The sequence below is a fragment of the Pandoraea sp. PE-S2T-3 genome (assembly GCF_002179965.1).
GTDB lineage: Bacteria > Pseudomonadota > Gammaproteobacteria > Burkholderiales > Burkholderiaceae > Pandoraea.
This window is the reverse complement of record NZ_NGUQ01000014.1, coordinates 225479-237903: the sequence shown is the minus strand read 5'-3', so window position 1 is coordinate 237903 and position 12425 is coordinate 225479. Positions and strand designations below refer to the sequence as shown.

At 62.9% G+C, this 12425-nt stretch carries 15 protein-coding genes; 4 read left to right on the top strand and 11 right to left on the bottom strand.

What is annotated here, in order from left to right; translation table 11 throughout:
- Window positions 1-118: 118 nt before the first annotated feature.
- The 7 genes from CDV46_RS10765 to CDV46_RS10735 form a co-directional block, all read right to left on the bottom strand.
- Window positions 119-877 carry a 3-hydroxyacyl-CoA dehydrogenase gene (locus CDV46_RS10765; protein WP_087722520.1) on the bottom strand — a complete coding sequence of 253 codons (759 nt, stop codon included), beginning with the start codon at window positions 875-877 and terminating at the stop codon, window positions 119-121.
- A gap of 132 nt (window positions 878-1009) precedes the next feature.
- Window positions 1010-1675 carry an adenylate kinase gene (gene adk / locus CDV46_RS10760; protein ID WP_058375824.1) on the bottom strand — a complete coding sequence of 222 codons (666 nt, stop codon included), beginning with the start codon at window positions 1673-1675 and terminating at the stop codon, window positions 1010-1012.
- A gap of 403 nt (window positions 1676-2078) precedes the next feature.
- Entirely contained in the window at window positions 2079-2861 is a 783-nt protein-coding gene (gene kdsB, locus CDV46_RS10755) for a 3-deoxy-manno-octulosonate cytidylyltransferase (protein WP_087722519.1), read from the bottom strand.
- A complete protein-coding gene (locus CDV46_RS10750; protein ID WP_087691364.1) occupies window positions 2858-3064 on the bottom strand; it encodes a Trm112 family protein in 207 nt (68 codons plus the stop codon). Before CDV46_RS10750 ends, kdsB begins: the two co-directional genes overlap by 4 nt.
- Window positions 3045-4073, bottom strand: a complete 1029-nt coding sequence (gene lpxK / locus CDV46_RS10745) for a tetraacyldisaccharide 4'-kinase (RefSeq protein ID WP_254916033.1) — start codon at window positions 4071-4073, stop codon at window positions 3045-3047. The genes CDV46_RS10750 and lpxK overlap by 20 nt, the downstream gene beginning before the upstream one ends.
- A 164-nt stretch (window positions 4074-4237) precedes the next feature.
- A complete protein-coding gene (locus CDV46_RS10740; protein WP_087691366.1) occupies window positions 4238-4690 on the bottom strand; it encodes an ExbD/TolR family protein in 453 nt (150 codons plus the stop codon).
- Between the two features lie 15 nt (window positions 4691-4705).
- Window positions 4706-5320, bottom strand: coding sequence for a MotA/TolQ/ExbB proton channel family protein (locus tag CDV46_RS10735; protein WP_058375820.1), 615 nt, complete (start codon window positions 5318-5320; stop codon window positions 4706-4708).
- A gap of 447 nt (window positions 5321-5767) precedes the next feature.
- Here CDV46_RS10735 and xseA point away from each other — a divergent pair, with 447 nt between their 5' ends.
- The 3 genes from xseA (at window position 5768) to CDV46_RS10720 (ending at window position 8879) form a co-directional block, all read left to right on the top strand.
- Window positions 5768-7141 (top strand): exodeoxyribonuclease VII large subunit, encoded by a 1374-nt coding sequence (xseA, locus tag CDV46_RS10730; RefSeq protein ID WP_087722517.1) that lies wholly within the window; start codon window positions 5768-5770, stop codon window positions 7139-7141.
- A gap of 201 nt (window positions 7142-7342) precedes the next feature.
- Window positions 7343-7921, top strand: a complete 579-nt coding sequence (locus tag CDV46_RS10725) for a superoxide dismutase (protein ID WP_058375818.1) — start codon at window positions 7343-7345, stop codon at window positions 7919-7921.
- 364 nt (window positions 7922-8285) lie between these two features.
- Window positions 8286-8879 (top strand): HD-GYP domain-containing protein, encoded by a 594-nt coding sequence (locus CDV46_RS10720; RefSeq protein ID WP_176399054.1) that lies wholly within the window; start codon window positions 8286-8288, stop codon window positions 8877-8879.
- Window positions 8880-8975: 96 nt separating this feature from the next.
- Here CDV46_RS10720 and CDV46_RS10715 read toward each other — a convergent pair whose 3' ends face one another.
- The 4 genes from CDV46_RS10715 to CDV46_RS10700 form a co-directional block, all read right to left on the bottom strand.
- Window positions 8976-9458: a DUF192 domain-containing protein gene (locus tag CDV46_RS10715; RefSeq protein WP_254916009.1), complete on the bottom strand. Its 483-nt coding sequence runs from the start codon at window positions 9456-9458 to the stop codon at window positions 8976-8978.
- 135 nt (window positions 9459-9593) lie between these two features.
- Window positions 9594-9806 (bottom strand): hypothetical protein, encoded by a 213-nt coding sequence (locus CDV46_RS10710; RefSeq protein WP_087691370.1) that lies wholly within the window; start codon window positions 9804-9806, stop codon window positions 9594-9596.
- Window positions 9807-9933: 127 nt separating this feature from the next.
- Window positions 9934-10179, bottom strand: a complete 246-nt coding sequence (locus CDV46_RS10705) for a hypothetical protein (protein WP_087691371.1) — start codon at window positions 10177-10179, stop codon at window positions 9934-9936.
- 52 nt (window positions 10180-10231) lie between these two features.
- Window positions 10232-10822, bottom strand: a complete 591-nt coding sequence (locus CDV46_RS10700; protein WP_087691372.1) for a pseudouridine synthase — start codon at window positions 10820-10822, stop codon at window positions 10232-10234.
- 298 nt (window positions 10823-11120) lie between these two features.
- Between CDV46_RS10700 and icd the strand changes: the two genes are divergently transcribed.
- The gene (gene icd / locus CDV46_RS10695) at window positions 11121-12374 is read left to right on the top strand and encodes an NADP-dependent isocitrate dehydrogenase (RefSeq protein WP_087722515.1); all 1254 of its coding nucleotides are present in this window, start codon (window positions 11121-11123) and stop codon (window positions 12372-12374) included.
- The last annotated feature ends 51 nt before the right edge of the window (window positions 12375-12425 follow it).

The window sequence follows — 12425 nt, the reverse complement described above, 5'->3', positions numbered from 1 at the left end:
AGTCGGCCGCAGAGTGCGGCCTGAGTTTCATTGTAGTCATACTCGGCACGGCAAATTGCTGCGATGCGGCAAAGTGTCTCTGGGTGCCTTTGGGTGTCCTTGGGCTGCGCTCGCGAGCCTACTTGGGCTGCATACGGATCGCGCCATCCAGCCGAATGACTTCGCCGTTGAGCATCGGGTTACGCACGATCTGTTCGACGAGCATCGCGTATTCCGACGGCTTGCCCAAGCGTGGCGGAAACGGCACCATCTGGCCGAGCGAGGCCTGCACTTCTGCGGGCATGGCCAGCATCATCGGCGTCTCGAAGATACCCGGTGCGATGGTCATGACGCGAATGCCGCTGCGAGACAAATCGCGTGCCACCGGCAGCGTCAGACTCGCGACACCGCCTTTCGACGCGGCGTAGGCCGCCTGTCCCATCTGACCGTCGTAAGCGGCCACCGATGCCGTGTTGACGATGACGCCGCGCTCGCCTTCGCCATTGGGTTCCGTCTGGCTCATCGCCGTGGCGGCCAGGCGGATCATGTTGAACGTGCCGATCAGGTTGATCTGGATGACGCGTGAGAACGTATCGAGCGGGTGCGGGCCGTCGCGCCCGACAGTCTTGCTGCCGATGGCGATCCCCGCGCAATTGACCAGACCGCGTAAGGTGCCCAGCGTCTGCGCGGCGGCTACGGCGGCTTTGCCGTCGTCCTCGCGCGTGACGTCGCACTTGATGAATTTGCCGCCGAGCTTTTCGGCCAGCGCTTCGCCCTCGTCAATATTGACGTCGGCGAGCGTGACCTTCGCACCCAGTCCGGCGAGCCAGCGCGCGGCGGCCGCACCGAGCCCCGAGGCGCCACCGGTGATCAGAAACACATTGCCCTGAATTTCCATGCGTCATCCTCCTGAGACAAAAAAGGCGGCCCAGTCTGCACTGGCCGCCTTTTTCTGTTGCGTCATCTGCGCCGAACGTCAACCGGGATAGGTGAGGGTCGGCGCATGGTCGCGGGTGCGATGGTAATGCGCTTACTTCAGTGCATCGAACACGCGTGCGCGAATCTCGTCCACGCTGCCTTGGCCCGAGATCTTGCGATACTGCGGTGCGTCGACGATGGCGCCCGGGCTGCCATGCTTCGCCCAATCCGAATAATAGGCCACCAGCGGCTTGGTCTGCGATTCGTACACGGCCAGACGCTTCTTGACCGTTTCTTCCTTGTCGTCGTCGCGCTGCACCAGCGGCTCGCCGGTCACATCGTCCTGACCTTCGACCTTGGGCGGGTTGAACTTGACGTGGTACGTACGGCCCGATGCCGGGTGCGTGCGACGGCCGCTCATGCGCGTGATGATTTCATCGAACGGCACATCGATCTCGAGCACGAAGTCGATGGCGACGCCGGCTTCCTTCATGGCTTCGGCTTGTGCGATGGTGCGCGGGAAGCCGTCGAAGAGGTAGCCGTTCTTGCAATCGTCGGCGGTCAGGCGTTCGCGGACCATGCCGATGATGACGCCGTCCGGCACCAGATCACCTGCGTCCATGAAGCGCTTGGCTTCCAGACCGAGCTGGGTGCCTTCCTTGATCGCGGCGCGCAGCATGTCGCCGGTCGAGATTTGCGGGATGCCGAATTTTTCTTTGATGAAAGTGGCTTGGGTGCCCTTACCGGCCCCGGGTGCCCCCAACAAAATCAGACGCATCGATGACTCCTGAAAGTTTGTGATTTGTGAATGCTGTGCGTGCGGCAGGCAGTCTCGTCTCCGGGGTTTGCGTGGGCGTGCGGGGCGTTGACCGGCACGCAATACGACACGCAACATGGCGCGCTGGCGGCGCGCTTGGCAGCAGCGCGGCGCGCGCGACCGGAGGTCTGCTCGCGAGAATCAAAAGCGATTATGCCACGACGTGCCCGCCCGTCGGCGTTTTGCGGGCTCGCTGGCGGCATGCCTGTGCGAATTCCGGGACGATCGCCGTGTGGTTCGAACGGGGATGGCTCGAGGATTTCAGGCGCCGAGGCGAGCGATGAAACCAGTGCTGCGGCGAGTAACCAGACGAGTGATGCGCGACGTCACGAACGAGGTCGTGTGTGACGTCGCTGTGACAAGGTCAGTCGCGAAGCAAGGCGCGCACGCGTTCGAGATCTTCGGCCGTGTCGACACCGGGCAGCGGCGCGTCTTCCGTCACGAGCACCGCGATTCGCTCGCCGTGCCACAACGCACGCAACTGTTCGAGCGATTCCGCCGTCTCCAACGGTGCCTGCGGCAGGCTCGGATAGCTGCGCAGGAATTTGGCACGATAAGCGTACAGCCCGATATGCCGATACACCGGTGTCGTTGCCGCCGGCAGTGAGCCGACATTCGAGAGACCTGCGTTCCATGCATCGCGCGACCACGGAATCGGGGCGCGCGAGAAATACAGTGCGCGGCTATGGGCGTCGAGCACGACCTTGACGACATTCGGCGAGAAAATCTCGGCGTTGTCCGTAATCGGGTGTGCCGCCGTCGACAGCGCGCATTCCGGGTGTTCGGCGAGATGGCCCGCCACGGCATGCACGAGACGCGGGTCGATTAGCGGCTCGTCGCCCTGCACATTGACGACGATCGTGTCGTCGGACCAGCCCTGCTGTACCGCGACTTCGGCGAGGCGGTCGGTGCCGGTCGGATGATCGGCGCGCGTGAGCACGACGTCGAACCCGTGGGCGGCAACTGCATCCACAACGCTTTGAGAATCGGTCGCCACGACGACCTGCCGGGCACCTGACTCACGTGCCCGCTCGGCCACACGCACGACCATCGGCTTGCCGCCAATGTCGGCGAGCGGCTTGTTGGGCAGGCGCGTCGACGCGAGACGCGCCGGGACGACAGCAACAAAATCGGTCACTTGGCTCACGATCCGGACTTGTCGTCGGTCAGCGGCACCGGCGTGCCTTCGACGGATTGACGGGCTTCGTCGGCCAGCATGACGGGGATGCCGTCACGAATGGGGTACGCAAGCTTGTCCGCGTGGCAAATCAGTTCCTGGGCTTTCTTGTCGTACTCCAGGGGGCCCTTGCACAACGGGCAGACGAGAATTTCAAACAGTCGGGTGTCCACGCAATTTCTCCACTACCAGGGATACCAGGCGCGCATCGAGCGCCGCCTCGGCGGGTACGGCCCACACACGCGGGTCGGACCAGGTGAGGCATTTTACTGCATCCTTTTCGGTAATCAGGATGGCATCGGCCGCGACCCCGTCGAACGGATTGGTCGCGAAATCGTAATGATCGGGCAGCGGCAGCGTCTCGATGGTCAGACCCGCCGCACGCAGCGCTGCAAAAAATCGCTCGGGGGCACCGATACCCGCAGCGGCAAGAATCCGCCGCGGGGCCGGGGCCGGGGCCGGGGTTGCGGATGCCGGGACGGGGGCCGAAGCCGACGCCGGGCTGCTGGCGCCAGCGCCCGCAAAGTGGGCGAGCGGCCGCGAGAGTGTCGGCTGGCTCACGCACCACGCGTCGCCCAATGCCAGCGTGAGACGCCAGGTGTTGGGCCAGTCGGGCAGCGTCTTGCCGAACGGATCGTTGATGAGGTTTGCGTCGCGTCGGCGCGAGAGCGGTTCGCGCAGCGGCCCGGCGGGCAGCAGAAAGCCGTTTCCGCCCAACCGGTGGTCGAAGACAGCGATCTCGACGTCGCGTGCCAGTGCGTAATGTTGCAGCCCGTCGTCGCAGACGATGACGTCGCATTCGGGATGTGCGGCAAGCAGTGCACGGCCGCCTTCGACGCGCGCCGGCCAAACCCAGACGGGGACGCTAGTGCGTTTTGCGATGAGCAGGGGTTCGTCACCCACGTCTTCGGGGCGCGACGTTGCGACGACTTCGGTCGGGCGCGACAACTGCGCCCCATAGCCACGCGAGAGCACGCCGGGGCGATAGCCCTGTTGGCGCAGTGCCGCGACCAGTGCGATGACGGTCGGCGTCTTGCCGGTGCCGCCGACGGTGAGATTGCCAACCACGATCACCGGGACCGGCAGGCGTGTCGATGTTTTCCAGCCACGCCGGAAACTCAGGCGCCGCCATGCGGCCACGCCGGCGAAGATCCACGACAACGGCCACAACAGCCATGCCATCACACCGCGCCGCTGCCATTGCGCGCTGACCCAATGAACGAGCGAGCCGGACAACCGAGGGACCAACGCACGGGCGCGGGCCCCCGAGGCACCGGCGGTGCCGTTTTTACCCGGGGTGCCGTGGGTGCCGTTGGTGCTGTTAGCGTCTCGGTCGGCCGGGGTCGTCATCGGGCGGGCTTGCCGTTTGCGGTATTCGAGCGCGCGGCGAACGTCAGCCGCGACAGACCGGCTTCACGCGCGGCTTCCATCACGTTGATGACCGACTGATGGGTACTCTTCGCGTCGGCGTTGATGATGATCACCGGCGGTTCTGCACCGGCGCTCGGCGTGCCAGTGGCCTGCCGCAGCGCTGCGGTCAGGCTTGCCACGTCGCGTTGGCCGAGGGCCTGCCGGTCGATGGCATAACTACCGTCCGCACCTACTGACACCACGATCTGACGCGGCGGCACGACCGCCTTCTCGGCATCGGCGGTGGGCAGGTTGACCTTGAGCGCGGTGTAACGCGTGTAGGTCGTGGTGATCATCAGGAAGATCAAGATGACGAGCAGCACGTCGATGAGCGGGATCAGATTGATCTCCGGCTCGTCGCGCGTGGAGAGGCCTCGACGGAAATTCATCGTGCGCCTCGCCGATCAGTGCCGCGGCAGCGTGGCATCGAGGAAATGGACGGCCTGCGTTTCCAGTTCTACGAGGAACGCATCGACGCGCGTGCGGTAGTACCGGTAGAAGATCATCGCGGGAATGGCGATCATCAGGCCGAACCCGGTGTTGTACAGCGCCACCGAAATGCCATGCGCGAGTTGCGCCGGATCGGTGCCTGTGGCGTCTTGCGAGCCGAAAATCTCGATCATGCCCACGACCGTGCCGAACAACCCCATGAGCGGAGCCACCGAGGCAATGGTGCCGAGCGCCGGCAGAAAGCGCTCAAGTTCATGCGCCACGGCCCGGCCGGTTTCTTCGAGCGCCTCCTTAGCACCGTCGCGCGGGCCTTGCGGGTTATGCGCAACGTAACGCACGCCGGTGGCAAGCACGCGGCCTAGCAACGAGCCGCGCGCGAGCGCTTCCGTGGCGTCGTGTTTGGCGGGCGAGCGGCGCGCGAGCGTAATGGCGTTTTCGAGCACGCCGCTGGGCAGCACGCGTGCGCGGCGCAACGACAGGGCGCGCTCGACGATCAGGGCGAGGGCGATGACGGATGCGATGAGAAGTGGCCAGATGGGCCAGCCGGCGGCCTGGATGACGGCGAACAAAGACGACCTCTTGCTTGTTGCGGGGATGGGCAAACGAGTCCGCACTGTAGCGTGCAGGGTGGGGATGGGCAAGCACCGTTTTCCACATCTAACGAGCACAAGGATGTGGACAACCTTGGGATATTTTTGGCAAGTCTTTGACGGCAAGGAGATTTTTGGTTCGTGATGAAAAAATGAGCAACATATGGTTTCAGATATGAACACCTCCGCAACCTCTCGATTCCCAAACGCACAAAGCCAGCCTGTGGATAACTTTGTGCACATGTCCCCGGGCGCCCGTATATCCTGCTGGCTGTCACGAAAATGCCATGTGACGCGGGTGCGACACCCGCCGGACAGCCCCGTCAGTCAAGGCTTTACCGCCCCGATGTAGGAAAAGTGCGGCAGCGGGGTGCGAAAACCCTTAAATTAACGGGCCTGTGGACAGTTTTTGACCTGCCGAATCGCATGAACCTTTCTTTTGACGACGCCCGGCCCAATCGTGGTGCGGATCGCGTGCTCAGTGTTTCGGATTTGAACAAGGCCGTCGCCGGGGTCCTGGAGCGGAGTTTCCCGCTCGCCTGGGTGAGCGGCGAGATTTCGAACTTCACGCGCGCGGCGAGTGGCCACTGGTATTTCTCGATCAAGGACGCGCAGGCGCAGATGCGCTGCGTGATGTTCCGTGGTCGCGCGCAACACGCTGATTTTTCACCGAAAGAGGGCGACCGCGTGGAAGTGCGGGCGCTGCTTTCGATGTATGTGCCGCGCGGCGAGGTGCAACTGAACGTCGAGGCGATCCGGCGCGCGGGGCAGGGCAATCTCTATGAAGCCTTCTTGCGGCTCAAGGAGAAACTTGCGGCGGCAGGGCTTTTCGACGCCGATCGCAAGCGGCCGCTGCCGCGCTATGCCCGCCGGGTGGGCGTGGTGACCTCGTTGCAGGCGGCGGCGCTGCGCGACGTGTTGAGTACGCTCGCCCGCCGGGCACCGCACGTCTCTGTGGTGATTTACCCGGCCCCGGTGCAGGGTGCGGATGCCGCCTCGCGTCTGGCCGCAGCGCTTGATACCGCTAACGCGCGCCGAGAAGTCGACACGATCTTGCTGTGCCGTGGCGGTGGCTCTATCGAAGATCTCTGGGCGTTCAACGAGGAAGTGCTCGCGCACGCGATTGCGCGCAGCGAGCTCCCGGTGGTGTCGGGCGTTGGTCACGAGACCGATTTCACGATTGCCGACTTCGTGGCCGATGTGCGGGCACCCACTCCCACGGCCGCGGCCGAACTGATCAGCGCAGCACGTGACGAGTGCCTGCGCGAGGTGGACCGCGAGCGGCAACGCCTGACACGTGCCATGTGGCGCACGCTGGAGCAGCGCGCCCAGCAGCTCGACAGTCTGTCGCGCGGTCTGGTGTCGCCGCGTGAGCGTCTGGCCCGGCAACAGGGCGCACTCGCGCATCTGTCCGACCGGATGCGTCATGCGCTGGAGCGCCCGCTGGCACAGCGCCGCAGTCGATTCGAGATGCTGCGCCTGCGCTTTACGCGCGCCGTGCCCGATGTCGCGTCGCAACATGAACGGCTCGCATTGCTCTCGCAGCGTCTGCACACGGCCTTGTCGCGCCGCACCGAGCGCTCGACACAGCGGCTCGTCGATGCCACTGCCCAGTTGGAACTCCTCAATCCGCGCCGCACGTTGCAGCGTGGCTATGCTGCCGTGCTCGATGGCCGCGGTCAGCCGGTGCGCGACCCGCGCAAGCTCCAGCGGGGCCAGCAGGTCACGATGCATCTGGCCGATGGCGCGGCGGACGTGGGCATTGGTGATGTCCAGGTCAGGCTAGACGATACTTTTTAGCGGTGCCGGCCCGCCAGTGTTGGTGAAGTGCAGACAATCTGCGGCGATTAGCCGGGATCGGCACACAATCGTCACACGTGAAGCGCAAAGTGCGGTGAAACGAGTAACCGTCGGGTTTGCGGGGTTATCGCATCTGCCCTAGAATCGGTGGTTCCGGATAATGCAAATCGGGTTCCCCTCAGAGCACAAAGGACAATCGCCATGGAACACAAGCTCCCTGAACTGCCGTACGCCATCGATGCACTGGCGCCGACCATCTCCAAGGAAACGATGGAGTATCACTACGGCAAGCATCACCAAGCCTACGTGACGAACTTGAACAACCTGATCAAGGGCACCGAATTCGAAAACGCGTCCCTCGAAGACATCATCAAGAAGTCGTCGGGCGGCGTGTTCAACAACGCAGCGCAAGTGTGGAACCACACGTTCTTCTGGAACACGCTGTCGCCGAAGAGCAGCGGCGCACCGACGGGCGATCTGGCCAAGGCCATCGAAGCCAAGTTCGGCTCGTTCGACGCCTTCAAGGAAACCTTCTCGAAGTCGGCCGTGGGCAACTTCGGTTCGGGCTGGACGTGGCTCGTGAAGAAGGCCGACGGTTCGGTCGACATCGTGAACACCAGCAACGCCGCCACGCCGATCACCGGCACGGACAAGCCGCTGATCACCATCGACGTGTGGGAACACGCGTACTACATCGACTACCGCAATGCCCGTCCGAAGTTCGTCGAGGCATTCTGGGGTCTGGTCAACTGGGACTTCGCAGCGAAGAACTTCGCGTAATCGAATACCCCGGAACACCCGGAATTCACCGGCAACGAGGTCAACCCTGGCGTCACGCGCCTGACCCGAGCGCGGCGCCTCGCCGGTGAAGCAAAAGCCCATCGCTTGCGATGGGCTTTTTGTTTTCAGCAGCCACCGGTTTGCCCGCAGGGTGGTGTCGTTTGATCAGCGTCAACATTCGGATGGGCAAGCGTCGTTAGAGTAGCCACTTCCAACGACCGGATGACGTATGCCAGACCCTGCGCCAACGTGCGATGCCTGCTCTTCCTCGCATCGTTCCCATGCTCGCGCTGCCCAACGTGCGACGCACGACGCGCCACCCCACCCGTCGCATCAACGCTACTGGCTGGCCGATGCGCATCTCATGCGCAGTTTGCCCCCCGCAGCGTGGACGCTGTTCCGTTTAGCCGAACACAAGCGCGGCGGCACGGCGTCACATATGTGGCGCGTCGGCCGGCTGGCGTGGCGTTTTGCTCAGGCGTTGGAGATGCCGGCGATCGAAGCGCAGGCGCTCGGCTTGGCCGCTGCACTCCACGATACCGGTAAGCTTTGTATTCCGAATTCGATTCTTGAGAAGCCGGGCAAGCTGACGGTCGATGAGATTCGGGTGATGCGGATGCATCCGCAACTCGGTGCCGACATGCTCAATGCCATCGGCGGCGCTGCCTGCGATCTGGCCGCGAGCGTCGCGCGCACTCACCATGAGCGATATGACGGGGGCGGTTATCCGTTCGGATTGTCGGGAAATCGTATCCCGCTGGCCGGACGCATCGTCGCGTTGGTCGACGTCTTCGACGCGCTGGCGAGTCACCGGCCGTATCGGGCAGCGCTCACACCGGCGCAGATCGTGAAGGCGATGCTCGGCGAGCGCGGGCGCCATTTCGATCCGTGGCTCCTCGACCGATTTCTTGAGCGGGCGCTGATGCCCGCGCTGGCGATTTCAAGCGGCGCGCGTTAGCGCGCCATCACCTGGACATTTGAGGCGCCCGGGCGCCCGGCAATCGATAGGTGTCGAGGTGTGACCCGCGTTGTGCGGGTCAACCGATCAGCGCGTTTACTTCGGCAGGCCCGAGATCTTCGCACCCGGCCCCAGGTTTTTGGTCTTGAACCAGCCCTGATTCATCTCGAGCGCGTAGCGGATCGGCTCACGCGGGCAGTGGTTGTCATCCGTTTGCGGCGCCATATCGTCAACGTTCACGATCGTGCCGTCGTCCTTGAGAAAGGCGATCGACAGCGGCAGATCCGTGTTTCGCATCCAGAAACAGTTCATGGCGCGATTCTCGAACACGAACAGCATGCCGGCGTTCGGTGCCATCTTCTGGCGATACATCAGGCCCTGCTCACGATCCGCTTCGGTGGCGGCGACTTCGGCCTTGATGAGGAACATGCCGGCGGAGAGCTGAACGGTTGGGAAATCGCCCGGCTGCTTGATCCGTTGCGCGGCGGCAGTAGCGGGGGCGAGTGCCATGACGGCAGCGGCGGCAGCGAACGTGGTGCTGGCAGCGAGCGAGGCCAGTTGACGTGAAATCCGGATCACGAACGACTCCTGGGAAGGTCTGAAAACGTCAGACGAATGGCGGGTCATTGTAGCCGCCGGACGAAAAAAAAGCAGGTTGCGTGAGCAACCTGCTTATTACCGTCAGTTGCGCAAAGAAGCTGCGCGACGCGGTACTTACTTGCTGGCGGCGGCCGGCGCTTCAGCAGCCGAAGCCTTCTTCGCCGACTTCTTGTGAGCCGACTTCTTGTGCGTCGACTTCTTCTTGGCAGCCGGCTTTGCGGCGGCAGCCGGAGCAGCGTCAGCAGCCGGAGCGGCCGGAGCAGCAGCTTGAGCGAACACGCCAGTTGCGAACAGGCCAGCGACCAGGGCAGCGATCAGTTTTTTCATGAGATTCCTCGTTGAAGCTCGATGTTTGGGTAGTGAACTCGTTGACCCGCGAAGTGAGTCACCTCTAATAACGTCCATTCAGGACATCGGTTGACAACTCACTCGCGGATTTTTACGAAGTGAAGTATTACGGCTTGTTACCAGTCGGCGGCTGGGTCGCCGGACCCTTCTTGGCCGACTTCTTGTGATGATGCTTCTTGTGCGATGCCTTCTTCGTCGGCGCAGCCTTGTCGGCAGCTGCCGCCGCCGGAGCGGGTGCTGCTGCTGCGGGCGCCGCCGGCGCGACAGGTGCCGTCGCCGGCGCCGATTGTTGGGCCATCGCGGCGCCGGACACGATCATGCCGGCGGTCAGGGCGAGCAGCAGTTTGTTCATGACTTGGTTTCCTCGTTTCAATTAGTGGTGCGTATGTTGCGCACCTGTTCCCTCAACGAGTCGAGCGACCGCTTCGTTGACCGGAAAGTGTAAGTATTTGTTGCGGCAGTTCGCACCACTGCCCAGGGGCGAGGTTCAACGCAAAGACGTCGACGGGGCCGATGGCCACACGCACGAGTCGCAATGTCGGCTTGCCGACGGCTGCGGTCATGCGCCGCACCTGACGATTTTTGCCTTCGACGAGCCGGATCTCGAGCCAGTGCGTTGGAATGCTCGCGCGATAGCGAATCGGCGGATCGCGGGGCCACAGCGATTCGGGCTCGGGAATTTCGCGGGCTTCGCACGGCAACGTGATGAAGTCGCCAAGATCGAGCCCGGCGCGCAGCCGGGCGACGGCGGCTTCGTCGTAAGCGCCTTCGACCTGAGCCCAGTAAGTCTTGGGCAACTTGCGCTCGGGCTCGGCGATGCGCGCTTGCAGGCGTCCGTCGTCAGTCAGCAGCAGCAGGCCTTCGCTGTCGGCGTCGAGTCGTCCGGCCGGATAGACGTTCGGGCGTTGCACGCATTCGGCCAGCGTCGGGCGCGTGGGGTGCGGCGAGAACTGGCAAATCGTGCCGAAGGGCTTGTTGAGTGCGAGAAGTGTCATACCGAGGGAAGAAAATCGGAGATTGCCGACATGAGGAAGTGCGACATTACACGTCGCCCGGCATTTCACAGAATTTCGCAGTGATTCGCAGAATTCGCGGACTCCACCGCCGGGCGGCAACCTCTGTTCAGGCCTGACATGTTAATGCATAATCGGAAAAATCAGTCTTATGTCTTATATAAGACTTAAGGCTTGCTGTACGCAGCGATGAGCGCTGTGACTACAATAGGGCGGTAAACCCGATGGCGATACCGCCGCCTCTCGTGCGATATCCGATCTATCCAATTGGAGCCCCACCATGTCGTATCAGCACATCAAGGTCCCCGCCGGCGAGAAGATCACCGTGAACAAGGACTTCTCTCTGAACGTTCCGGACACGCCGATCATCCCGTACATCGAAGGCGACGGCACCGGGGTGGACATCACACCGGTGATGCTCAAGGTCGTCGATGCTGCGGTAGAGAAAGCGTATGGCGGCAAGCGCAAGATCAGCTGGATGGAAATCTACGCGGGTGAAAAGTCAACACGTGTCTATGGACCCGATGTGTGGCTGCCTGACGAGACGCTCGAAGTGGTCAAGGACTACGTTGTTTCGATCAAGGGCCCGCTCACGACGCCGGTCGGTGGCGGCATTCGTTCGCTGAACGTGGCGTTGCGCCAGCAGCTTGATCTCTACGTGTGTCTTCGCCCCGTGCAGTACTTCAAGGGCGTGCCGTCGCCGGTGCGCCAGCCCGAGAAGATCGACATGGTGATCTTCCGTGAGAACTCCGAAGACATCTACGCAGGCATCGAGTGGGAAGCCGAGTCCGAAGGCGCGAAGAAGTTGATCGCGTTCCTGCAAAACGAAATGGGTGTGAGCAAAATCCGTTTTCCGCAGACCTCGGGTATCGGTGTGAAGCCGGTGTCGCGCGAAGGGACGGAGCGTCTGGTACGCAAAGCGATTCAATATGCGATCGACAACAACCGCGACTCGGTGACGCTCGTGCACAAGGGCAACATCATGAAGTTCACCGAGGGGGCGTTCCGTGACTGGGGGTATGGTCTCGCGAAGAAAGAGTTCGGCGCGACGGACATCGACGGTGGCCCGTGGTGCAAGGTGAAGAACCCGAAGACGGGGAAAGACATCGTGATCAAGGACTCGATCGCGGATGCCTTCCTCCAGCAGATTCTGTTGCGTCCCGCCGAATACGATGTGATTGCTACGCTCAATCTGAACGGTGACTACGTCTCGGATGCCCTGGCAGCGCAAGTGGGCGGCATCGGCATTGCGCCGGGCGCGAACTTGTCGGACTCGGTCGCGATGTTCGAAGCCACGCACGGCACGGCACCGAAGTACGCGGGCAAGGACTACGTGAACCCGGGCTCCGAGATTCTCTCGGCAGAAATGATGCTGCGTCATATGGGATGGACCGAAGCGGCAGACCTGATCATCGTGTCGATGGAGAAGTCGATTCTTTCGAAGAAGGTTACGTACGATTTCGCCCGGTTGATGGAAGGTGCGACGCAGGTGTCCTGTTCGGGCTTCGGCGCGGTCATGATCGAGAACATGTAAGGCAACGATCGACGGCGGCAATCAGGCGTCAGTTGCGACGACCTGCAACTG